The sequence below is a fragment of the Pelomonas sp. V22 genome, assembly GCF_030014915.1.
Classification (GTDB): Bacteria; Pseudomonadota; Gammaproteobacteria; order Burkholderiales; family Burkholderiaceae_C; genus JAUASW01.
Map to the genome: position 1 here is coordinate 121034 of NZ_JAGIXS010000008.1, position 22228 is coordinate 143261.

A 22228-nucleotide genomic window follows, 5' to 3' on the forward strand; every position below is an offset into this window, starting at 1 on the left:
GCCCCTCGTCCGTCGAGTACGCCGGCCGATCCCCCAAGGGGATGCGGGCCGGCTTGGGAGCGGCCCTGCGCTCGGCCCGCGTCATCGCTGCACCTTCCCGTCTCGTTCCAGCCACAGCTGGGCCGACACGCCGATCAGCATGATGGCCAGCAGGATCTGCGAGGCCGCGGCCGCATAACCCAGCGAGAGCTGCATGAAGGCCTGCTCGTAGATGAATTGCACGATGGGCCGGGTCGTGTTGTTGGGCCCGCCATTGGTCATCAGCATGATCTGCGGGAAGACCTGGAACTGCCGGATCATCTCGATCAGCGCCACCAGCACGATGGTCCGCTTGAGGCTGGGCAGCGTGATGCGGGTCAGCACGCGCCAGCGGCTGGTGTTGTCCAGCGCGGCGGCCTCGTAGATGTCAGACGGGATCTGCTGCAGCGCCGAGAGGAACAGGATCATCGGCAGGCCGATGATCCACCAGACGGTGACCAGCGCCACGGTCAAGAGGGCCAGCGCATCGCTGGTCAGCAGCGGGATCTCGGGCAGGCCCATCGAGGCCAGCAGCTGGGCCACGAGGCCGCGGTCCGGCATCAGCGCCAGCTTCCACACCAGGGTGATCAGGGTGACCGAGAACACCGAGGCGCCGAAGAAGGTGGCGCGCAGCACGGCACCGAGCTTGCCGGGCCGGTTCAGCGCCAGCGCGAGGGCCAGCGAGAGCACGACAAAGATCGGCGTGCTGATGGCGACGAAGCGCACCGTGTTCCACACCACCTGGGCGAAGACCTCGTCTTCCATCAGCTGGCGGTAGTTGTCGAGGCCCACCCAGAAGCTGTCGTTGGACAGGAGGTCGTGGTCGTGCAGGCTGATCCACATGCCATTGGCCAGCGGCCAGAGCAGCAGCAGCGCATAGACCGCCACGAAGGGCAGCACGAAAAGCACGTAGGCCGGCCGCGAGGCCCTGAGCCCCACCGCGCTCATGCAAGCGACTCCTGCGCGTGATGGGCCCTGCCCTCGGCATCGAACAGATGGGCCTCGGCCAGGTCGATCTCGACGCCGATGTGATCACCGATCTGCGGCGCGTTGCCCGCTACGGTGATCGTCAAGGGCGAGCCATCAACCAGCTTCAGATGGGCCAGCGTGCGCTCGCCGAGGAACTCCACCATCTCGACCTGGCCGCGCAGCGCGCCCTCGGCGCTGGGCCGCAGGTTCTCGGGGCGCAGGCCGAGGCTCAGTACCTGTCCCTGCAGGCCGGCCGCCGCGACCTGCGTCTTCAAGAGGCCGGCGCCCGGCAGGCGCACCACGGCCCGGCCCTCTTCGTCCTGTGCGCGCCGCACCGGCACAAAGCCCATGCCCGGCGTGCCTATGAAGCTGGCCACGAAGCGCGTGGCCGGCCGGCGGTAGACCTCGGCCGGCGAGGCCACCTGCTCGATCACGCCGCCGTTCATCACCACGATGCGCGTGGCCAGGGTCATGGCCTCGATCTGGTCGTGGGTCACGAAAATCATCGTCGCGCCCAGGCGCCGGTGCAGCTGCGCCAGCTCCAGCCGCGTGCGGCCGCGCAAGGCGGCATCGAGATTGGAGAGCGGCTCATCAAAGAGGAACAGGCCCGGCTCCTTGACCACCGCCCGGCCTATGGCCACGCGCTGGCGCTGGCCGCCGCTGAGCTGGCCGGGCTTGCGGTCCAGCAGCTTGTCCAGCTCCAGCATGCGGCTGGATTCCTGGATGCGGCGGGCGATCTCGTCGGCCGCGAGATTGATGTTCTTGAGGCCGAAGGCCAGGTTCTCGCGCACCGTCATGTGCGGGTAGAGCGCGTAGTGCTGGAACACCATGGCCAGGTTGCGCTGGCCCGGTGCGGCCTCGGTCACGTCGCGGTCGCCGATCAGGATGCGGCCGGCGCTCACCTCTTCCAGGCCCGCGATCATGCGCAAGAGGCTGGTCTTGCCACAGCCCGAGGGGCCGAGGAAGACGAGGAACTCGCCCTCCGCCACGTCCAGCGAGAGCTGATCAATCACATGCACCGCGCCATAGCGCTTGCTCACCTGCTCGAGCTTCAAGCCAGCCACTGATGTCTCCAGTCTCGTCTTGTTCTGTTCTGTTTCAGAGCGAGGGCCAGCCGTCCGGCGCCCAGCGCAAGCTGCCGAGGCGCAGATGCGGCTTGCCGCCGTCTTCGGCATCGTAGGCGTGGCGCACGATCAGGTCGCCGACCACGTCCTGGTGTCCCGGGCCCTTCCAGCGCGGCCCGCCTTCTTCGATCAGCGTGCCGCCGCGTTCCATCATGTCCACGCCGTCCTTGTCGAGGTAGGGTCCCCACACGCTCTTCGCGCGGCCGACGCGGATGTTGTAGGTGCTCTCCACACCACGGCAGCAGAGGTCGTGCGAAACGAAGAGGTAGTACCACTCGCCGCGACGAACAATCGTTGGTGCCTCGATGCCGCCCTTGCGGCGTGCGATGAAGCGCGTCTCGCCGGTGGGGCGCAGGGTCTGGCCGTCCAGCTCGGTCAGGCGGATGCCGCCCCAGAAGGAGCCGTAGCTGAGCCAGAGCTTGCCGCCGTCGATCAGCAGGTCGGGATCGATGGCATTGAAGTTGTCGCTCGGCTGGCTGGCCACGACGAGGCCTTCGTCCTTCCACTCGGCGGCGTCTGGGCTGGCAGCGCTCGCCAGGCCGATGGCCGAGGTGTTCTTGCCGAAGGTGGAGATCGAGTACAGCACCCAGACCTTGCCCGCATGGCGAAACAGCTTGGGCGCCCAGACGTCCAGGCCCTGGTGCGCCGGCACGGCCTGCGCCCACCAGGCCGGCTTGCTGGCCTCGCTGAAGACCGGCGCCTCGCGGTGCCAGGTCTTGCCTGCGTCGACCGACTTGAGCCTTTGCAGGCCGGCGCCGGTGGTGAACACATGCTGAACGCTGCCCTCGCCGATCAGCAGCGTGGGGTCGTGGGCGCGCGTGTCGCCCTGCGGCTCGGCGGCGTTCGACAGCGTGGCGGCAAGCAGCAGCGCCGAGGCAAGCAACAAGGCCTTCATGGCGATGGCCTCAGCGGCCCCAGCGCAGGACCAGCGGGTCGAGCCGCTTCGCCGCATCGAGCAGGCCGGCGCGCACCTCGGGCAGCATCTCCGGGAACGGGTGGCGCGGCGCATCGCAGCGGATCACGCCGCCGGCCTTCATCAAGGCCTTGGCGGTAAGGATGCCGCCCTGGCGGTTCTCGTAGTTGATCAGCGGCAGCCAGCGCGCGTACTGGGCCACAGCCTCTTCGCGGTTACCCGCGTGGTAGGCGTCGACGATCTGGCGGATGCCATCGGGGTAGGCGCCGCCGGTCATCGCACCGGTCGCACCGGCATCGAGGTCGGCCAGCAGCGTGATCGCCTCTTCGCCGTCCCAGGGGCCTTCGATGGCGGCACCGCCGACGCGTATCAGCTCGCGCATCTTGCTGGCGGCCTGCGGCATCTCCAGCTTGAAGTACTTCACGTGCTCGATGTTCTGCGCCATGCGCGCCAGCAGCGAGACCGACAGCGGCGTGCCGGCCACCGGTGCGTCCTGGATCATGATGGGGATGCTGATCGCATCGGACAGGCGCCGGTAGAAGGCCTCGATCTGCGGCTCGGACACGCGGAGGGTGGCGCCGTGGTACGGCGGCATCACCATCACCATGGCGGCGCCGAGCTCCTGGGCCTGCTGGCTGCGGGCTATGCAGATCTGGGTGCTGTAGTGCGTAGTGGTCACGATCACCGGCACGCGGCCGGCCACATGGGCAAGGATGGCGCGGGTCAGCGTTTCGCGCTCGGCATCCGAGAGCACGAACTGCTCGGAAAAGTTGGCGAGGATGCACAGGCCCGTGGAGCCTGCGTCGATCATGAAATCGATGCAGCGCAGCTGGCCGGGCAGGTCGAGGTTGCCGGTCTCGTCGAAGATGGTCGGCACGACCGGGAAGACGCCCTTGTAGGGGCGGGAGGCCAGCTGGCTCATGAGGAGGTTCCCTTGTCTCGGTGGGATGGGTTTGATCGCTTTGCCGCCATTAAAGTATGACTATTAAATGCTTGTCATGCGGGTTAACCCGTTGATTGCCGGCTTTTCAATTTAAATAGTATGACTAATAATTCGAACCCAGCCCCTGTCCCGGAGACCATGAGATGAGCCTGTCCGCGTCCTATCCCAGCCTGAAAGACCGGGCCGTCCTGATCACCGGCGGTGCCACCGGCATAGGCGCCACGCTGGTCGAAGCCTTCGTGGCGCAGGGCGCCAAGGTGGGGTTCATCGACCTCGCCGTTGCGGACGGCACGGCATTGGCCGAAAGGCTCAAGGCCAGTGCACATGCGCCACAGTTCGTGGCCGCCGACCTGACCGACATCGCCGCACTGCGTGAAGCCATTGCCACGCTGCGCGGCCGCATCGGCCCGATCAGCGTGCTGCTCAACAATGCCGCAAACGACAGGCGCCACAAGGTCGAAGAGACCACGCCGGAATCCTGGGACGCCGGCCTCGCCGTCAACCTGAAGCACCAGTTCTTCGCCGCCCAGGCGGTGCTGCCCGACATGAAGGCGGCTGGCGCCGGCTCCATCATCAACTTCGGCTCGATCAGCTGGATGCTCAAGCAGGGCGGCATGCCGGCGTACACGTCAAGCAAGTCTGCCGTACAGGGCCTCACGCGCAGCCTGGCACGCGACTTCGGGCCGCATGGCATCCGCGTCAACACGCTGGTGCCAGGCTGGGTGATGACCGACAAGCAGATCAAGCTCTGGGTGGATGACAAGGCCCGGGAAGAAATCGCCAAGGGCCAGTGCATCAACAAGCCCCTGCTGGCCGAGCACATCGCCGCCATGGCCTTGTTCCTCGCCGCGGACGACAGCGCCATGTGCACCGCGCAGGACTTCATCGTCGACGGCGGCTGGGTCTGAGCGCCATGGCGATCACCGAGCGCGAATACGGACGCCTGGCCGATGGCCGCATCGTCCACGAGTACCGGCTCGACAACGGGCAAGGCCTGACCCTCACCGCCATCAACCTGGGCGGCATCGTCACCGGCCTGTGGGTGCCGGATGCGCAAGGTGCGAGCGCCAATGTGGTGCTGGGTTTTGACAATCTGGACGACTATGTGCAGCGCAACCCGCACTTCGGCGTGATCGTCGGCCGCTACGGCAACCGCATTGCGCGGGGCCGCTTCGAGCTCGAGGGCAAGCCGTACCAGCTCGACCTCAACGATGGGCCGAACACCTTGCACGGTGGCAGCCGCGGTTTTGGCACGCGCTGCTGGGAGGCGCAGATCGAGGGCGACTCGCTGCTCTTCACGCTGGACAGCGCAGACGGCGACCAGGGCTTCCCCGGCCGCCTGCAGGCCCGCGTGCGCTACAGCCTGGCGGCCAACGAGCGCAGCTGGCGCATTGACTACGAAGCCACGTGCGACGCGGCCACCGTCGTCAACCTGACCCACCACGACTACTTCAACCTCACAGGGCAAGGCTCGGTGCTGCGCCACCGCCTCACCATCCCCGCCAGCCGCTACACCGAGGTTGATGCGGTGCGCATCCCTACCGACCACGCGAGCGTGGCGGGAACGCCCTTCGACTTCCGCGCGCCCAAGGCCATCGTCACGCACATCCGCGAAGCCCATCCGCAGATCGTGATGGCCAAGGGCTATGACCACAACTGGGTGTTGGACGCGCCCGTCGACGGCGGCCTGCGCCTGGCCGCGTGCCTGGAAGACCCGGCCTCGGGCCGACGCATGGAGGTCCACACGACCGAACCGGCCATCCAGTTCTACTCCGGCAACTTCCTCGACGGCAGCCTGGTCGGGCCGAGCGGCCAGGCCTACCGCCAAGGCGACGGCCTGTGCCTGGAAACCCAGCACAGCCCTGATTCGCCCAATCACGCGGTGGACGATGATTGGCCCTCCACCGTGCTGCGCCCCGGCGAGGTCTACCGCAGCACGACCGTGCATCGCTTCTATTGAGAGAGGCCAGACCGCCATGGACCTGCCCGCCCACCAACTGACGATGACGGTGCTGATGACACCGGACACCGCCAACTTCGCCGGCAATGTGCATGGCGGCAACATCCTGAAGTTGCTGGACCAGGTGGCCTATGCCTGCGCCAGCCGCTATGCCGGGCGCTATGTGGTGACCCTTTCGGTGGACCGCGTGATCTTCCGGCAGCCGGTGCACGTGGGCGAACTGGTGAGCTTCCTCGCCAGCATCAACCACACGGGCACCTCGTCGATGGAGGTCGGCATCAAGGTCGTGGCCGAGAACATCCGCACGCAGGAGTCCCGCCACGTGAACAGCTGCTATTTCACGATGGTGGCCGTGGACGATGCCAACAAGCCCGTGGCCGTGCCGCCGCTGCGGCCCTTCACGCCGGATGAGCGGCGCCGCTACGAGGCGGCCATTGCGCGCAAGCAAGCGCGCGCCTCGCTGGAACCGCGCGCGGCCGACGCCTGAGCTACTTGCGCCGCCCGTAGCGCTGCCAGGCCACCTCGCGCAGCGTCTGCAGCAGCGCCTCGGCGCCCGGCGAGAGCTGGTGCTGCTTGCGGGTGACGATGCCGTAGGCATCCATGCGCAGGCCCAGCTCGAAGGGCAGGACGGCCAGCAGGCCGGTGTCCAGATAAGGCTGCACCATCTCTTCGGGCAGCGGCGCCAGCATGTCGGTGCCGATCAGGAGCTTGCTGATCACCGGCAGCGAGATGGTCTCCACCGTCTCCTGCGGCTGGTCCAGGCCCTGGGAGAGGAAGAGCGCCGTGATGCGGTCGCGCAGGATGCTGCCGGGCGGCGGCAGTATCCAGCCCTCGCGGGCCAGGTCCGTGAGCGTGAGGCCTTGGCGTTCCAGCAGCGGATGGCCGGCGCGCACGACCAGGCTGTGCGGCTCGTCGGTCAAGGGCTCGAAGTTCAATTCGGCGGCCGATTCGCTGTCGAGAATGCGGCCGATCACCAGGTCCAGCTGGCCCTCGCGCAGGCGCTGGATCAGGATCTTGCTGGTGTCCACGGTGATGGCCACCTGCACCTTGCTGTGCTCCTGCTTCAGGCGCTGCACGGCCTCAGGCACGAGGCCGCTCGATGGCGTCATCACGCTGCCCACGGCCACGCGGCCCGAGAGGCCCGACAGCAGCTCCATCACCTCCTGGTGCGCCGCGTCCATCTCGGCCAGCGCCGCACCGGCGCGGCGGATCATCACCTCGCCATAGCGCGTGGGCTGCACGCCGCGCGGCAGGCGCTCGAACAGCGGCACGCCGAGCGCATGCTCCAGCTCGCCGAGCAGCTTGGACGCCGCCGGCTGCGTGAGGTTGGCGGCCTGGGCCGCATGCAGGATGGAGCGATGCCGGCCGAGCTCGACCAGCAGCACCAGATGACGGGTCTTCAGGTGCGAGCGGACGAAGCGATTGGCGCGGGGGTCGGTCATTCGTGATAAAGCTGGGAACGGCCGCCGTCGATCAGGATATCGGTGGCATTGATGAAGCGCGCCTCATCACTGGCCAGGAAGAGCGCAGTGTAGGCAACTTCATCGGGCTCGCCGACGCGCTTGCAGGGCAGGATGTCGACCTGGCGCTGCCGCTGTTCTGCAGGCAGCGAATCGAGCCACACCTGCACCCGTTCGCTCATGATCAACCCCGGCGAGATCGAGTTCACACGCACGCCGCATGCCGCGTACTCGATGCCCAGCGAACGCGTCAGGCCGATCAAGGCATGCTTGGCTACCGGATACGGAAACGCGCCCGGAATGATCTTGTGGCCATGGACCGAGGCGATGTTGACGATGCTGCCTGCGCCACGCTCCAGCATGCCGGGCAGCACGGCGCGGCAGTTGTTCCAGACGCCTTCGAGGTCGATGCTGAAGCAGCGCTGCCACTGCTCGCTCGTCATCTTCAAGGGATCTGAAAACACGTCCACACCGGCGTTGTTGACCAGCACGTCAATGCGGCCGAAGCGTTCGATGCCCTGCGCCACCATGCGCTGCACGGCGGCCGCATCGGCCACGTCGGCTTCGACGAACAGCGCATTCGCATCGCCGAACTCGGCACGTGAAGAAGCCGCCGTCTCATCGTCGCGGTGGTTGTTGAAGACGACCTGCGCGCCCTCCGCCAGGAAGCGCCGAACGATGGCGCGGCCGATGCCCGACGTTGATCCGGTCACCAGCGCGACCTTGCCTTGCAGTCTTTTCGTTCCGCTCATTGCGTGTATTGCTTCCAGATGTCGAGCACGGGCAGCGCCCGGCCCTTGAAGTCGAACAGCGTGGTGTTGCTCACCACATTGGGGCCGGCCTCGCCCAAGCCCTCGCGCACGGCCCAGCCCACGCCGGGCGTGGCGATCATGATCGGGTCCCAGTAGAGGACGCCGATGACGCGTGGCGTCTGCTTCAGCGCGCCCATCAGCTCGGCCATGAAGTCGCGCTGGCCTTGCGGGCTGCTCATCGAGGCGGGATACGGGCCGTTGTGCTCCAGCTGGCCGGGCCAGCCGTCGGGCTTGGTCGGCGCGAAGTTGAAGCCGGCTTCCATCACCAGCAGGTCGCTGTCGAAGTGTTCGGTGATGGTCTTGCTGAAAGCCACCATCTGCGTCACGTTCTTCTTGGTCCAGAAGGGGTAGTAGGAAGAGCCGATCACGTCCCACAGCACGCCGTGCTTGCGGGCCTGGCCGAACCAGTCGAGGTACTTGGCCTCGTTGCCACCGTCATCGATGTGCAGCACGACCTTGCTTGCTGGGTTCACTTGCTTGACGGCCGCATGGCCGGCTTTCAGAAGCTGGGCCAGGCGCGGCCAGTTCTCCGGGGTGGCCTTGCCATAGGGATAGAGCATGCCGTGCTCGATCTCGTTGCCCAGCGAGACGAACTGCGGCGGCGTGCCCTGCTTGACCATGGCCTGCATCACCTCGCGCGTGCGCTCGCCCACCAGCTCGGTGAGCCGCGCCATGCGTGCCCCCTCGTCGGGCAATTTCTTCAGCTCGCGCTGCCAGGCATGCGGCAGGTCCTGCGTCTTGGAGTTGGTCCAGAAGTCGCTGTAGTGAAGGGTCAGCTGGATCTGCATGCCCTGCGCTGCAGCGCGCCTGGACAGCGCCAGCACATCGGGCAGGTCCATCGAGGCCTGGGGCCAGTGCCAGCCCTCGGCGCCGGTGCCCGGGCCGGTCTGGTCGTAGAGGCGGATGCGGGCGATGTTGTGGCCGTAGCGCTTCAAGATCTCCAGCGTGTCGCCGGGCCTGCCCTGGCGGTCGCTGTAGCGGGCACCGGCGCGCTCCATCCAGCTCAGCGTGGAGATGTCGCCGCCAGCGAGGAACTGCGCCTGGGCAGCACCACACACCATCGCGAACAACAACCCGAGCCAAGCGGCGCCCGAGGATCCGGCTTTGCCGGGCCGTCGGGCGTGCCCCCTTGAGGGGGCCGGCGAAGCCGGTACGGGGGTGGGCCCATCAAACACGGCGCTCGCCTCGGGTCTTGAGTTGATCGAGCAAGACGGCCGCCAGCAGGATGATGCCGCGCATCAGGTACTGATAAAACGCGTCCACGTTCATCAGGTTCATCACGTTCTCGACCGTGCCCATGATCAGCACGCCGATCACCACGCCGAAGATGCGCGCCTTGCCGCCCTGCAGCGAGACGCCGCCCAGCACGCAGGCCGAGATCACGTCCAGCTCGAAGCCGGTGGCGGCATTCGGCTGGCCGCTGGTGATGCGCGAGGCCAGCACCAGGCCGGCCATGGCCGTGACCAGGCCCTGCAGCAGGAAGATCCACACACGCAGCCGCTCGACCCGCACACCCGCCAGGCGCGCAGCCTCGGGGTTGCCGCCGATGGCGAGCGTGTTGCGCCCGAACACGGTGTGGTTGAGCAGCACGCCGAACACGAGGAAGCAGGCGGCGGTCAGCCACACCGGCAGCGGCAGGCCGAACACGAGCGTGTCGCCGAAGCTGATGAAGCCCTCGTCGGCAATGCCCACCGCCTGGCCCTTGGAGACGATGAAGGCCAGGCCGCGCACCATCAGCATGGTGGCCAGCGTGGCGATCAAGGCATTGACTCGCAGGTAGGCAATCAGCACGCCGTTGCCAGCGCCGATCAGCGCGCCCGCCAGCAGCCCGCCGCCAACGGCCAGGCCCGTGCTGCCGGTGCGCTCCAGAATGATGGCGCCCAGGACGCCGGCAAAGGCGATGGTGGAGCCCACCGAGAGGTCGAAGTCGCGCGAGGCCAGGCACAGCATCATGGTGCAGGCCACCATGCCGATCTGCGCCACCGAGAGCATCAGGCCCACGATGTTGGCGGCCGAGAAGAAGTTCTCCACCGTGGCGGCAAGCACGATGAAGAGCAGGCCATAGCCCAGCGTCATGCTGTGCTCTTTCAGGAGGGCCTTGGTTCGGTTGGCATTCATGGCGGTAGCCGGGGAAGAGGTATTCGTTGCGGTAGTCATGTCAGGCGGTGACTTCGTCGGGCAGGGCCAGCGCGAGGGCGGCGGTTTCATTCGCTTCGGCGCGGGAGAGCTCGCCGCTGATGCGGCCCTCGCGCATGACGATCAATCGGTCCGAGATGCCCAGCACCTCGGGCAGCTCGCTGGAGATCACGATCACACAGCAGCCGCTGGCCGCCACCTCGTGGATCAGGCCGTAGATCTCGTTCTTGGCGCCCACGTCGATGCCGCGCGTGGGCTCGTCCAGGATCAGGACTTTCAGCCCCGGCTCGGCCAGCCAGCGCGCCAGGATGACCTTCTGCTGGTTGCCGCCGGAGAGCAGGCGGATCTCCTGCTCGCGGTTCGGGGTCTTGATGCGCAGGCGCTTGATGAAGGCATCGGCCAGCTCGGCCTCGCGGCGGTGGCGCAGGAAGATGCCGCCGAGCAAGCCATGGCGGCGGCAGCTGATGTTGATGTTCTCGGCCACCGAGCTCTGGGCCAGGATGCCCTGCTCCTTGCGGTCCTCGGGGCACAGCACGATGCCGGCGGCGATGGCCGCAGCCGGACCGGATGCGTTGACCGGCTTGCCATCGAGCAAGACCTGGCCCCCGGTGCGTTTGTCCGCGCCGTAGAGCAGGCGCATCAGCTCGCTGCGGCCGGCGCCCACGAGGCCGAAGAAGCCCAGCACTTCGCCGCCACGCACCTTGAAGGACAAGCCATGCGGCAGCTCCTTGCTGCGCAAATCCTTCACCTGCAGGCGCTCCTCCTTGGCCGGGCGCTCGCGGTAGTCATAAATGTCCTGCAGCTCGCGGCCCACCATGTCGGCGATCAGGCGCTCGCGGGAGACCTCGGCCATCACCGGATGCGTGGCCACCTTGCGGCCGTCGCGGAAGATGGTGCAGGCATCGCAAAGCGCGTACAGCTCCTCGAGCCGGTGCGAGATGTAGATCAGGGTCCGACCCTCGGCGCGCAGCGAACGCACCAGGCGGAACAGGATCTCGCTCTCGCGGTGCGAGAGGCTGCTGGTCGGCTCGTCGAAGGCGATGACCTGGGCATCCTGCATCACGGCCTTGCAGATCTCGACCATCTGGCGCTGCGCGATCGACAGCTCCGACAGCCTGGCCGCCGGGTCCAGATCGACGCCGATGCTGGCCAGCTTCTCGGCCACCAGCTTGCGTGCGGCGGCGTGGTCCACGAGACCGAAGCGTGTTGGCAAGCGGCCCAGCAAGACGTTCTCAGCCACGGTCAGCTCGGCCACGTACTGCAGCTCCTGATGGATCACCGCAATGCCGGCGGCGATGGCATCACCGGCCGAATAGAAGTCGCAGGGCTTGCCATTCAGGAGCAGGCGACCACCATCCGGGCGGTACTGGCCACCGAGGATCTTGAGAAGCGTGCTCTTGCCGGCACCGTTCTCGCCCAGCAGGCCATGGACCTGGCCCGCCCGCGCCTCGAAGCTGACCCCGTTCAGCGCCTTGACGCCGGGGAAGGTCTTGGTGACGTTCTCGAACTGCAGGACGGGGGTCATCTCACTGCAGTCCCATCTGCTTGCGGACTTCGGCTTGGTTCTTGCGCGTCATGAGGGTGCCACTGGTCAGCGTCAGCGCAGCCGGCTGCTTGTTCTCAGCCACCCATTGATAGACGTTCAGCGCCGTCTCGTAGCCATGGCGCTTGGGGCTGATCAGGACCGTGCCGAAGAAGGCCGTGGGCGTGGGCTTGGAGAACTCGTTCAGCGCCGTCTGGCTGCCGCCGATGCCGATGCCGAGCATCGCGTCCTGCTTCAGGCCACGGCCCTCGCCCGCGCGCACGGCACCGAGCACCGCTTCGTCGTTGAGGCCAAAGGCCACCCAGTGCTTGAACTTGGCGTTCTTGGTGAAGGCGATGTTGGCAGCGTTGAAGGCGCTCTCGGTGTCGGTCTTGGCTTGCGGCGCATCGACGAGGTTGGCGGCCGGCAGGCCAGCGGCCTTCAGCGCATCGAGCGCGCCCTGCGTGCGCTCGCGCGCGGTGGGCAGCTGGTCGAAGGCGATGCGCAGTGCGCCGACCTCGGCGAGGTTCCAGCCGCGCGCCTTGATCTCCTCCGCGAGGCCCTGGCCCACCTGCTTGCCGATCTCGTAGCCGGAGATGCCCATGTGCGGGATGTCGGCAATCGGCTTGCCAGCGCCGTCCACCAGCTGGTCGTCCACCGACATCACCTTGAGCTTGTGGCGCTTGGCGGCGCGCGAGACGGCGGCGCCCAGCTTCACGTCGGGCGCGCAGATGACGAAGCCCTGCACCTTCTGCGCGGCCAGGTTGTCGATGGCGGCCATCATCTTCTCGCCATTGGGGATGCCGATCTTCACGAGGGTGAAGCCCTTCTCCTTGGCGGCTTGCTCGGCAAAGCGCCATTCATCCTGGAACCAGGGTTCCTCGGCCTGTTTCACGAGGAAGCCGATCTTGATGGGCTCGGCTGCGTGGGCCGTGAACGAGGCCAGGGCGGCCAGCGTGGCGAGGGCGAGGGTTCTGCGTTGGATCATGGGCGTTGTCTCCGATTTCGCGAGCTCAGACCGGCTCGTCGTCAAACAAGGTTTCGGTTACGGCGAGTGGCTGCGGCAGGCGCAGGCCGAACAGGCTGCCGGATTGCGGCGCGGCGGCCAGGGCCTCGCGGTTCAGGTCGGCACGGGCGGTGGTAAGCATCAGCTCATCGCCGTTGGGGCCGCCGAGGGCCGGGCAGCTGCTGTGCGGCGCAGCACCGCCAAAGCGCTGCAACAACTCGCCCGCTGGCGAATAGCGGACGACCTGGCCGGCGCCCCATTGCGCGTTCCACAAACAGCCCTCGGCGTCGATGGCCGAGCCGTCGGGCCAGGCATGCGGGTCGCTCACCGCCACGAAGGGACGGATGTTGCTGACCTGCGCGGCTTCAGCGTCGTAATCGCATTGCTGGATCACGCGGCTTAGCGTGTCGCAGAAGTACATCGTGCGGCCGTCGAGGCTGAAGCACACGCTGTTGGCAATCGCCACCGCCGGCAGGGCCAGGCGGCGCAGGCCATGCTTCAGCGAGTATTGGTAGAAGCTGCCGATGGGCCTTCTCTCCGGTGCCTCGTTCATGGTGCCGAAAACGAAGTAACCGCGCCGGTCGCAGCGGCCGTCGTTGACGCGGGTGCGGCTCTCGGCCGGGTCCACCGCCGCCAGCTGCTGCAGCGCCATGTTGATGGCACCCTGGGCCAGCGGGTCGGTCAGGGAGCCCAGGCACAGGCGCTTGGCCAGGCCGAGGATCAGCTTGCCGGAGCGGGTGTGGGCAAAGCAGCCCAGGCGGTCGGGCAGGCGGCAGCTCAGGGCCGCGCCGGTGTCGGCCGACCAGGCATGAAGCTGGGCGCCCTCGATGTCGGTCCACCACCAGCGCCGGCTCGCGCCATGCCACTGGATGCCCTCTCCCAGCGTGGCGCTGTGGGCGTGGGCCAGCTGCAGGTTGTTAACGCTCAAAGCTTCCGAGGGCACGCTGATGTCTCCGTCTCTCAAGAATGAGAAGTTACCGGGTCGGAACATATCCGACCAATCGCTTGTTGCGGCTTATCTATCCAGAAGTCGTATAGCTCAGGGGGCCACCGTCAGGCGATAGACCGGCGTCAGCGTCAGCCCCCGCAGCGCGGCGATCTGCTTTTGGCCGGCGAAGTCCGGGCGGTGTTCGCGCGGCAGGTAGATGGGCGCATCGGCACGCAGCGGCAGCACCGAGAGGCTCAGCGGCCCGGCGGCGGCCTTGCCCAGCGACTTCAGGCCGATCTGCCAGGTGGGGCCGAAGTAGTACCAGTCGTCCAGCATGCGGGTGCCGCTGTAGAGGCGGCCAATGTCGCCGACGATGTCGGCCTCCAGCAGCACGTCGTCCAGACCCTTCAGCGCATCGGCGGGCAGTGTGAGCTGCCAGCTGGCGGCGGCCGCAAAGGCCTCGGGGATGGGCTGCAGCGCCGCCTTGGCGAGGCCGCCCTTCATGATGGGCGGGGCGGCCTGGGCGGCACGGGTCTGGGTGAAGCTGGCGGCGAGCGTGCGCGCCGGGGCCTCGGCCTCGTAGACCTGGAACAGGCCGTCGCGGCCGGCCGGCTTCAGCGCGAGATTGGCCTGCGGCGCCTTGGCCAGCGCCGGGTAGATGGCGAAACGCAGGCGCGCCTCGCCGCTGCTGCGCAGCTCCAGCTTTCCGCCCTGCGTCCACAGCTGCTGCGCGGACAGCAGCAGGCGCGGCTGGCCGGCGAACTCACCGCGCACCAGCTGCTGGCTTTGCGCCGCCGTCAGCACGAGCAGCTGCACCGGGCGCCGGCCGGGCTTCTTGATCGTGAGTGCTGGCGCCGTGCCCGGCTTGAAGCCGCCGAACACCACCCGGTCCTCGCCGGTCACCTCGCGGCGCGTGGCGCCCGGTGCTTCGACAAAGGCCGCATCGGCCGCGCTGAAGGCCAGCTCCACCGGCTGGGCGGCGGCCGCGCTGAACACATGGAGGAGGCCCTCGCTGCCCGCGTCGAAGCGCGTCACCGGCTGGGCCGTGGCATAGCTGAGGCGCGTGCCATCGAGGTCCAGGTTGATCGGCCAGACGAAGTAGTCGCCGTTCTTGATCGTCAACGCCTGCTGCGGGAACGTGAGCGTGCCGCCCGGCAGCTGGACCGAGAAGCGCACGTCGGCGAACTGCGGCATCGCGTACTGCCGCACATGGTTGTTGACGAAGAGGAAGGCGCTGTCGCCCTTGGCGCGCACGGCATAGCGCGGCGTCGTCAGCTCGGTGGGATGCGGCGGCACGACGGCGGGCTTGCGCACCGTCATGGTGGCGAGCTGCGCGCCGTAGGACTGCAGGAACAAGTGGAAGGGCCGCAACCTCGTCAGCACCTCCCGCTGCTGGCCGTCCGGGCCCAGCGGTGCCTGAAAGTCGTAGTTGATCTTCGGCGTGTCGTTGTAGCCGCCGCTGGCCGTGCTTTCTTCCAGCGAGTGCTCGCCCAGCGGGTTGCGGCCGCCGTGGAACATGTAGTAGCCCAGCAGGTTGACGCCGGAACCCAGCTGCACCGGCAGCATGGACGCGATGTCGTCCGGCGAGACCAGAGTGCGGCGGCGGTACATGGCCGGCAGGCCGGCGCCGTATTCCGCGCCGAGGAAGGGCGTGAGCGCGATGTCGGTTTCGGCCGTGCCGCGCGCGGTGGCGGCGGTCTGGGCACCCAGGTCGCCGGAGACGCGGCTGTCGAAGCGGAAGGCATGCGTCTCCTTGGGCGGCAGCTCCGTGGTCGGCAGGCCCCAGGGCTCGTCAGGGTAGCCACCGAACACCGGCGTTACTTCACCGGACGGGTAGACCGTGCCGTCCCAGCCGGTCACGGTGTAGAGCGGCACATCCATGCCGGCCTTCAGCGCCAGCTGCTTCAAGGTGGAGATGTGCTCGGCGCCCTTGCCCGAGCCGGTGAGGTTGTATTCGTTCTCGATCTGGATCGCCACCACCGGGCCGCCGTCCTTCCAGAGCAAGCCCTTGATCTGCTGGCCGATCTGCGCATAGAGACGCTCGACATGGCGCAGGTACTGCGCGTCGTTGCTGCGCGTGGGCATGGTGTTGACCACCCAGTCCGGGATGCCGCCGAATCTCACCTCGGCATGCGACCAGGGGCCGATGCGCACCACGGCCTTCAGGCCTGCCTTGGCGGCCAACTGCACAAAGCGGCGCAGGTCACGGTTGCCCTGCCAGTTGAACTGGCCTTCATTCAGCTCATGGTGGTTCCAGATCACATAGCTGGCCACGATGTCGATGCCGGCCGCCTTCATCTTGTTCAGCTCGGCCTCCCAGCTCTCGGCCGGGCTGCGCGTGTAGTGGAACTCGCCCATCACCGGCAGCCAGGGCTGGCCGTTGAGGCTGAGGTACTGGTTGTTGACGGCGAGGCGCTCGCCTTTCGGAGACACCGAGCTGCCGAGCTTCAGGTGGCCGGTGGTGGGCGCGGCCACGGGCGCGCTGGCGTCGACCTGCAGCAAGGTCTCGGCATGGAGCGGCAAGCAGCACAGCGCTGCCGCCAGGGCGATGGCGCCCGCGGTCTCTCTCTTCTTCATCGCTTGTCTCCTGTTTTTCTTGGCTCGTCTTCAGCCGCGCCAGGCCGTCACAAAGGCGCGCGCCCGCTGGGCCACATCGCCCGCACTGAAACCCGGCGCATACAAGGCGCCACCGAGGCCGAAGCCCGCAGCACCCGCAGCGCGGAAAGCACCCATGGTCTCGGGCGTGATGCCACCCACCGGCAGCAGCTTCAGGCTGGCGGGCAGCACCGCGCGCATGGCTTTCACCACCTGCGGCGTGACCAGCTCGGCCGGGAACAGCTTGACCGCATCGGCCCCCGCCTCCACGCAGGCAAAGGCCTCGGTGGGCGTGGCGGCGCCGGGCACGCACAAGAGGCCCTGCGCCTTGACATGCGAGACCACGCGGGTGTCGGCATGCGGCATCACCACCAGCTGGCCGCCGGCATCACGCACCTTGTCGGCCGCGCCGGTGCTCAGCACCGTGCCGGCGCCCATCACCGCATCGGCGGGCAGGCAGCGGGCGAGCTTGGTGATCGAATCAAAGGCCTGCGGCGAGTTCAGCGGCACCTCGATGAGACGAAAGCCTTCTTCGTAGAGGCTCATCGCAATCGCCTCGACCTCGGTCGGCTTGATGCCGCGCAGGATGGCGACCAGGGGCAAGGCGGCAAAGGCCGCGTCGAATTTGTCTTGCAACATCAGAGCACTCCTCGCGCCACCTGGGCGATGCGCCACAGGCCGGCGGCGGCGGTATTGGGCAGGACCTGCACTTCGCCCACCCCGAACAGGTCCAGCGCCTTGACATAGCGCTGGCACAGGGCCGGTTCGCCCAGCAGCACCAGCGGCGCGCTGGCGTCACGGGCCTGCAGGCCGGCGCGCAGCTCGTGGCCGATCAAGAGACCGGAGAGATAGTCGGGCAGGGCTTCGTGCGCCAGGCGGCCCGTGAGGCCCAGGGTGCGCACCGCAAACAACTGGTGCGGCAGACCCAGCTCGCCATGGTCTCGCGCGGCGCGCACGCCCTCGGCAAAGGCGAGCAGGTCGGGCTGCGGATCGGCCAGCATCAAACGGCCCAGCACCGAATGCTGGCGCATCACGGCATAGAGCTCGCCGGTCATTTGCGTGGCGAAGCTGCGCACGGTGCCGTCGACCACCTGCGCCCACTTGCTGTGCGTGCCGGGCATGACGATGCAGCTGCGCGCGGCCAGCTCGGGCAGCAGCTCCAGCGCTCCGAGCACCTGCGTTTCTTCGCCGCGCATCACGTCGGGCGGGCCGGCTTCGGTGTCGCAGCGCAGGCCCGGCAGCAGGCGCACCGAGCGGCCGCGCCAGTCCACCGCCAGGGCACCGGTCGCCAGGGCTCTTGCATCGGCCGGGCAGGCTGCATAGGGCACCTCGCGCCAGCCATGCTGGCTGCCGACCATGCCGCAGGCGAGCAGCGGCTGGCCCGTCGCATGCCAGTCGCCGATCAGTTCATCGAGTGCCGCGCTGAAGGCGGCCGGGCCGCCGTGCAGCGTGGACGCACCTTGCGTCGATTGGCGCGAGAGCAAGACCTGGCCCTCGCCATCGATCAGCATGGCACGCAGGCTGGAGCTGCCCCAGTCCAGGCCGATCAGGCGCGTCTCGCGGGGAAAGGAGGTCACGCTCACCATTCCGCGACGCTGCCGTCCGCATGGCGCCACAAGGGATTGCGCCAATCGGGCGCCGTCTTGCTGGCCTCGATCACGCGCGCTTCATCCACTTCGACGCCCAGGCCCGGCTTGGTCAGCGGCTTGATGTAGCCGTTCTCGATATGGAAATCGTCCTTGTTCAGCACGTAGTCGAGCAGCTCGCCACCCTTGTTGTAGTGGATGCCCATGCTCTGCTCCTGCAGCACAGCGTTGTGCGAGACGAAGTCCACCTGCAGGCAGGCGGCCAGGGCGATGGGGCCGAGCGGGCAATGCGGGGCGAGCGCCACGTCATAGGCCTCGGCCATGCTGGCGATCTTCAGGCATTCGGTGATGCCGCCAGCATGCGAGAGGTCGGGCTGAACGATGGAGAGGCCACCGCCCTGGAACACCCGCTTGAACTCGAAGCGCGAGTACATGCGCTCGCCGGCCGCCAGCGGAATGGCCGTGTGCTCGGCCAGGCGGGCATAGGTCTCGTCCTGCTCTGCCAGCACCGGCTCCTCGACGAACAGCGGCCGGTAGGGCTCCAGCGCGCGCAGCATCACCTTGGCCATGGGCGCGGCGATGCGGCCGTGGAAGTCGATGCCGAACTCGATCTCGTGGCCAAAGGCGGCGCGAATCTCGGCGATGCGGCCCACGGCCGCGTCGACCTTGGCGGCACTGTCGATCAGGCCCATCTCCTCGCTGCCATTCATCTTGAAGGTGTCGAAGCCGCCTTCGCGCAGGCGCTTGATATCGGCGATCACATCGGCCGGGCGGTCGCCGCCGACCCAGGAATAGACCTTCATCTTGTCGCGCACCAGGCCGCCGAGCAGCTCGTAGACCGGCACGCCGAGCGCCTTGCCCTTGATGTCCCACAGCGCCTGGTCGATGCCGGCGATGGCGCTCATCAGGATGGCGCCGCCGCGGTAGAAGCCGCCGCGGTACATCACCTGCCAGAGGTCGTTGATGCGGCTCGGGTCCTGGCCGATCAGATAGGGCTCAAACTCATGCACCGCCGCCTCGACCGTGCGGGCCTTGCCCTCGATCACGGGCTCGCCCCAGCCGGTGATGCCGGCATCGGTCTCGATCTTCAGGAACATCCAGCGTGGGGCCAGACGGTAGGTGGTGAGCTTGGTGATCTTCATGGGGCCAGCGGTGCAGTGATGGCGCCAGCTTAGGGTTGGAACCTAGCTGCGAAATATGCTTTGTTGATCGTCAGCTATCTCGTCTTCACATAGCAAGCGGGTTGGATCGGAGGCTTGCGAAATGCGCATAGACGTGAGCAATTAATTGATATCTCGGCATCTCGCCGGCTTCGTAGCATGAACGCAAGGCAAGTCCGTCGGGATGCCTGAAGCAAATCAACAAGATGGAGACACCATGCGCAAGAAACCCCTCGCCTCGCTGATCCAGGCGATGTTCATGCTGCCGGCCGTGGCCCTGGCCCAGACCGCGCCTGTCCCTGCCACGCCGGCCACGCCCGCCTCGGCCCCCAAGGCCGACCTGGAAACCGTGGTCGTGACCGGCATCCGCGCCTCGGTGCGCCAGGCGCTGGATGCGAAGGAAGCCTCCAACAGCATGGTCGAGGTGATCGCCTCGGAAGACATCGGCAAGCTGCCCGACACCACCATCGCCGAAACCCTGGCCCGCCTGCCCGGCCTCTCCTCGGGCCTCGACCGTGGCAACGCGAGCCAGGTGATTGCGCGCGGCCTCGGCCCGCGCTTCATCGGCGCCACCTTGAACGGCCGCGAGCTCGCCTCCAGCGAGCCGGGCCGCGCGGTGCGATTCGAGCAGTTCCCGTCGGAGTCAATCAGCGGCGCCACCGTCTACAAGACGCAATCGGCCGAGCTGGCCGAAGGCGGCGTGGCCACCACCATCGACCTGCAGACCGTCTCGCCCCTGAACTTCCGCGAGCGCCAGGCCTCGGTCAAGCTGGACGGCCTCTACTACCAGCTCGCCACCGACATCGCCGGCGCCAAGAAGACCGCGCCGCGCCTCGGCGGCATCTACGTCGACCAGTTCAACAACCGGACGCTGGGCGTCGCGCTGGCCTTCAGCTACCAGGACCAGCCCTCGCTGCAGAAGAACGTCAAGCACTGGGGCTTCAACGAAGACCATTCCGGCGACCTGAACGGCGACGGCAAGGTCGACAAGACGCCCTGGGGCTTCGGCACCGACGTCAAGCGCGGCACCGACAAGCGCACGAGCCTGCTCGGCAAGGTGGAGCTGAAGGCCACGCCCGAGCTCTTCGTCACCGCCGACGCCTACTTCGCCAAGGCCGCGATCTACGAGCCCGGCCTGCAGCACTGGACCGGCGATGTGGGCAACTGGGACGGCTGGCAAAAGGGCAACTACAGCAACGTCGACATCCGCGACGGCTATGTAGTGGGCGCCACCGTCAAGGACGTGGGCCTGACCACCAATGACTACGTCTGGGTGCAGGACAACAAGACCACGGCCGGCGGCATCAACGCCAAGCTGAACGCCGGCGAGTGGAAGCTGGAGGCCGACCTCTCGACCTCGCAGGCCTCGCGGGCCAGCCAGTGGCGCGACGTGCGCCAATGGGCCAACAGCGGCGCCACCTTGACCTGGTCCTTCACCGGCAACGAGGTGCAGAACTTCAAGATCGGCCAGGACTCCGGCAACCCCGCCACCTTCAGCCAGCCCACGCTCTACGTGGACACCGACGGCCACATCAAGGACCGGCTCGATGCGCTGGCACTGAGCGCCTCCACTGCGCTGAAGTTCGGCGACTTCAAAAGCCTCAAGCTCGGCGCCCGCTTCAGCGACCGCGAGAAGCGCTACCACCAGACCACCTGGAGCGTGGACCCGAAGAGCACGGTCGCCAACTCGGCCTTCGAGACGGTCAACGTCAGCGGCCTCGCGCCCTTCATCGCCTTGAAGGATTTCGAGGGCACGACGGCCTCCGTCTTCGGCGCCGATGCCTTCAGCGCCGCCGGCCGCGCGCCCACGCAATGGGACCTGCTGGCCGGCTGGAAGGTGACCGAGCGCAGCAGCTCGGCCTATGCCCAGGCCGACCTGGACGGCGACTTCGCCGGCCTGCCCTACCGCGGCAACCTGGGCCTGCGCCTGGTGCACACCCGCCAGACCGGCGCCGGCATGCAGTCGCTCAACGGCGCCGCGCCCACGGCCACGCAGGGCGGCACCAGCTACACCGAGGTACTGCCCAGCCTGAACCTGATCTTCGGCCTCGATGCCAACCAGGAGCGCCAGATCCGCGTGGGCCTGGCCCGCGCGATGACGCGCGCGCCGCTGGACGAAATGCGCGGCTCGCGCAACCTCAACATCGACACCAACCCCGCCATGCCCATCACCGGCAGCGCCGGCAACCCCGGGCTCAAGCCCATGCTGGCCGACCAGCTGGACGTGGCCTACCAGTGGTACTTCGCCAAGAGCTCCCTGCTCTCGGCCGGCCTGTTCTACAAGAAGCTAAGTCGCTACATCGGCATCACCTCAGATGCCACCAGCATCGATGGCCGCGCCGCCAACATCACGCGCTCGGTCAACGGCAAGGGTGGCAACGTGGACGGCATCGAGCTGGTCTACCAAAGCCCGCTGCCGGCGCCGTTCAACGATTTCGGCATCTACAGCAACTACGCCTACACGCACAGCAACGTGAAGGAGAACATGCCGGCGGTGAACCCCTTCCCCATTGAAGGCTTGATGAAGCACAACGGCGGCCTGACGCTCTGGTACGCCAAAGACGGCTTCGAGGCGCGCCTCTCGGCCAACTACCACAGCGAGTTCGTGCGCAACCCCACCTGGACCTCGGGCCAGCTGATCGTCAACGGTGCCGAAACCTATGTGACGCTCAACCTGTCCAAGCAACTGAGCAGCCAGCTGCAACTGCGCTTCGGCGTCGACAACCTCACCAATCAGAAGGCCGTCTACACCAGCGGCAACAACCGCTACCAGCAGGAAGTGACCGAGTTCGGCCGGCGCTTCAATGTGGGGATCAGCTACAAGCTGTGAGTCGGGCCCCGCGAGGGGCTTTGTGAGCGGCGCGAGTGACCAGTTAATCGCTCGCGCCGCTTCTTTTTCTTGCCAACCTTGGCTGCTCAGCCCTGAAGATCCAGCGGCCACAGCGGCCGCTTCAGATGCCGGTAAGGCAGCTCGGCGAGATTCACGCGCAGGCTGCCGGGGGAATATTGGCTGGCCCGCGACTGCGAGCCGGCGGTGCGCTACGAGGCAGGCTGCATCGCCAGTCCGGTGGAGTTGTGGGGCTGAAACCCGCGAAG

General features: G+C 67.4%; 19 protein-coding genes. 4 read left to right on the plus strand and 15 right to left on the minus strand.

Translation table 11 applies throughout. The features are described 5' to 3' along the window. Positions 1-81 precede the first annotated feature (81 nt). From J7U46_RS21500 to J7U46_RS21515, 4 genes are read right to left on the minus strand one after another with little or no spacing between them, the layout of a single operon-like run. Complete coding sequence (locus tag J7U46_RS21500; RefSeq protein WP_282829274.1) at positions 82-966, minus strand: sugar ABC transporter permease; 885 nt, start codon at positions 964-966, stop codon at positions 82-84. Next, complete coding sequence (gene ugpC, locus J7U46_RS21505) at positions 963-2051, minus strand: sn-glycerol-3-phosphate ABC transporter ATP-binding protein UgpC (protein WP_282829275.1); 1089 nt, start codon at positions 2049-2051, stop codon at positions 963-965. Before ugpC ends, J7U46_RS21500 begins: the two co-directional genes overlap by 4 nt. A 34-nt stretch (positions 2052-2085) precedes the next feature. Then, complete coding sequence (locus tag J7U46_RS21510) at positions 2086-3006, minus strand: arabinan endo-1,5-alpha-L-arabinosidase (RefSeq protein ID WP_282829276.1); 921 nt, start codon at positions 3004-3006, stop codon at positions 2086-2088. A 10-nt stretch (positions 3007-3016) separates the two neighbouring features. Continuing rightward, complete coding sequence (locus J7U46_RS21515; protein ID WP_282829277.1) at positions 3017-3946, minus strand: dihydrodipicolinate synthase family protein; 930 nt, start codon at positions 3944-3946, stop codon at positions 3017-3019. Between the two features lie 164 nt (positions 3947-4110). On the opposite strand from J7U46_RS21515, the gene J7U46_RS21520 reads away from it, so the two are divergent. Genes J7U46_RS21520 through J7U46_RS21530 form a run of 3 tightly spaced genes read left to right on the plus strand, consistent with a single transcriptional unit; the run spans position 4111 to position 6414 of the window. After that, positions 4111-4875, plus strand: a complete 765-nt coding sequence (locus J7U46_RS21520) for an SDR family oxidoreductase (protein ID WP_282829278.1) — start codon at positions 4111-4113, stop codon at positions 4873-4875. 5 nt (positions 4876-4880) lie between these two features. Beyond that, on the plus strand, positions 4881-5927 hold the full coding sequence (locus J7U46_RS21525) for an aldose epimerase family protein (protein ID WP_282829279.1): 1047 nt from the start codon (positions 4881-4883) through the stop codon (positions 5925-5927). A gap of 16 nt (positions 5928-5943) precedes the next feature. Then, entirely contained in the window at positions 5944-6414 is a 471-nt protein-coding gene (locus J7U46_RS21530) for an acyl-CoA thioesterase (RefSeq protein ID WP_282829281.1), read from the plus strand. A gap of 1 nt (position 6415) precedes the next feature. Here J7U46_RS21530 and J7U46_RS21535 read toward each other — a convergent pair whose 3' ends face one another. The 11 genes from J7U46_RS21535 to dgoD all read right to left on the minus strand — a co-directional run bounded on the left by J7U46_RS21535 (position 6416) and on the right by dgoD (position 19114). Beyond that, positions 6416-7369 carry a LysR substrate-binding domain-containing protein gene (locus tag J7U46_RS21535; RefSeq protein WP_282829282.1) on the minus strand — a complete coding sequence of 318 codons (954 nt, stop codon included), beginning with the start codon at positions 7367-7369 and terminating at the stop codon, positions 6416-6418. Next, positions 7366-8139 (minus strand): SDR family oxidoreductase, encoded by a 774-nt coding sequence (locus J7U46_RS21540; protein WP_282829283.1) that lies wholly within the window; start codon positions 8137-8139, stop codon positions 7366-7368. The genes J7U46_RS21535 and J7U46_RS21540 overlap by 4 nt, the downstream gene beginning before the upstream one ends. Further along, positions 8136-9260 carry a glycosyl hydrolase 53 family protein gene (locus tag J7U46_RS21545; RefSeq protein ID WP_282829473.1) on the minus strand — a complete coding sequence of 375 codons (1125 nt, stop codon included), beginning with the start codon at positions 9258-9260 and terminating at the stop codon, positions 8136-8138. Before J7U46_RS21545 ends, J7U46_RS21540 begins: the two co-directional genes overlap by 4 nt. A 106-nt stretch (positions 9261-9366) precedes the next feature. Next, positions 9367-10356 (minus strand): L-arabinose ABC transporter permease AraH, encoded by a 990-nt coding sequence (gene araH, locus J7U46_RS21550; protein WP_282829284.1) that lies wholly within the window; start codon positions 10354-10356, stop codon positions 9367-9369. Position 10357: 1 nt separating this feature from the next. Then, the gene (gene araG / locus J7U46_RS21555; RefSeq protein ID WP_282829285.1) at positions 10358-11860 is read right to left on the minus strand and encodes an L-arabinose ABC transporter ATP-binding protein AraG; all 1503 of its coding nucleotides are present in this window, start codon (positions 11858-11860) and stop codon (positions 10358-10360) included. 1 nt (position 11861) lies between these two features. Further along, entirely contained in the window at positions 11862-12845 is a 984-nt protein-coding gene (locus J7U46_RS21560) for an arabinose ABC transporter substrate-binding protein (RefSeq protein ID WP_282829286.1), read from the minus strand. 25 nt (positions 12846-12870) lie between these two features. Continuing rightward, positions 12871-13806: an SMP-30/gluconolactonase/LRE family protein gene (locus J7U46_RS21565; RefSeq protein ID WP_282829287.1), complete on the minus strand. Its 936-nt coding sequence runs from the start codon at positions 13804-13806 to the stop codon at positions 12871-12873. Positions 13807-13902: 96 nt separating this feature from the next. Then, a complete protein-coding gene (locus tag J7U46_RS21570; protein ID WP_282829288.1) occupies positions 13903-16368 on the minus strand; it encodes a beta-galactosidase in 2466 nt (821 codons plus the stop codon). 30 nt (positions 16369-16398) lie between these two features. After that, positions 16399-17025 (minus strand): 2-dehydro-3-deoxy-6-phosphogalactonate aldolase, encoded by a 627-nt coding sequence (locus J7U46_RS21575; RefSeq protein ID WP_282829289.1) that lies wholly within the window; start codon positions 17023-17025, stop codon positions 16399-16401. After that, entirely contained in the window at positions 17025-17963 is a 939-nt protein-coding gene (locus tag J7U46_RS21580) for a 2-dehydro-3-deoxygalactonokinase (protein ID WP_282829290.1), read from the minus strand. The genes J7U46_RS21575 and J7U46_RS21580 overlap by 1 nt, the downstream gene beginning before the upstream one ends. A gap of 2 nt (positions 17964-17965) precedes the next feature. Further along, on the minus strand, positions 17966-19114 hold the full coding sequence (gene dgoD, locus J7U46_RS21585; RefSeq protein WP_282829291.1) for a galactonate dehydratase: 1149 nt from the start codon (positions 19112-19114) through the stop codon (positions 17966-17968). Positions 19115-19349: 235 nt separating this feature from the next. On the opposite strand from dgoD, the gene J7U46_RS21590 reads away from it, so the two are divergent. Further along, entirely contained in the window at positions 19350-21962 is a 2613-nt protein-coding gene (locus J7U46_RS21590) for a TonB-dependent receptor (RefSeq protein ID WP_282829293.1), read from the plus strand. The last annotated feature ends 266 nt before the right edge of the window (positions 21963-22228 follow it).

Coding starts and splice junctions, on each gene's coding strand:
- dgoD (WP_282829291.1), bottom strand. CDS start 19,114: ATGAAGATCACCAAGCTCACCACCTACCGTCTGGCCCCACGCTGGATG.
- araG (WP_282829285.1), bottom strand. CDS start 11,860: ATGACCCCCGTCCTGCAGTTCGAGAACGTCACCAAGACCTTCCCCGGC.
- J7U46_RS21515 (WP_282829277.1), bottom strand. CDS start 3,946: ATGAGCCAGCTGGCCTCCCGCCCCTACAAGGGCGTCTTCCCGGTCGTG.
- J7U46_RS21545 (WP_282829473.1), bottom strand. CDS start 9,260: ATGGTGTGTGGTGCTGCCCAGGCGCAGTTCCTCGCTGGCGGCGACATC.
- J7U46_RS21500 (WP_282829274.1), bottom strand. CDS start 966: ATGAGCGCGGTGGGGCTCAGGGCCTCGCGGCCGGCCTACGTGCTTTTC.
- araH (WP_282829284.1), bottom strand. CDS start 10,356: ATGACTACCGCAACGAATACCTCTTCCCCGGCTACCGCCATGAATGCC.
- J7U46_RS21520 (WP_282829278.1), top strand. CDS start 4,111: ATGAGCCTGTCCGCGTCCTATCCCAGCCTGAAAGACCGGGCCGTCCTG.
- J7U46_RS21560 (WP_282829286.1), bottom strand. CDS start 12,845: ATGATCCAACGCAGAACCCTCGCCCTCGCCACGCTGGCCGCCCTGGCC.
- J7U46_RS21530 (WP_282829281.1), top strand. CDS start 5,944: ATGGACCTGCCCGCCCACCAACTGACGATGACGGTGCTGATGACACCG.
- J7U46_RS21525 (WP_282829279.1), top strand. CDS start 4,881: ATGGCGATCACCGAGCGCGAATACGGACGCCTGGCCGATGGCCGCATC.
- J7U46_RS21575 (WP_282829289.1), bottom strand. CDS start 17,025: ATGTTGCAAGACAAATTCGACGCGGCCTTTGCCGCCTTGCCCCTGGTC.
- J7U46_RS21570 (WP_282829288.1), bottom strand. CDS start 16,368: ATGAAGAAGAGAGAGACCGCGGGCGCCATCGCCCTGGCGGCAGCGCTG.
- J7U46_RS21510 (WP_282829276.1), bottom strand. CDS start 3,006: ATGAAGGCCTTGTTGCTTGCCTCGGCGCTGCTGCTTGCCGCCACGCTG.
- J7U46_RS21590 (WP_282829293.1), top strand. CDS start 19,350: ATGCGCAAGAAACCCCTCGCCTCGCTGATCCAGGCGATGTTCATGCTG.
- J7U46_RS21535 (WP_282829282.1), bottom strand. CDS start 7,369: ATGACCGACCCCCGCGCCAATCGCTTCGTCCGCTCGCACCTGAAGACC.
- J7U46_RS21540 (WP_282829283.1), bottom strand. CDS start 8,139: ATGAGCGGAACGAAAAGACTGCAAGGCAAGGTCGCGCTGGTGACCGGA.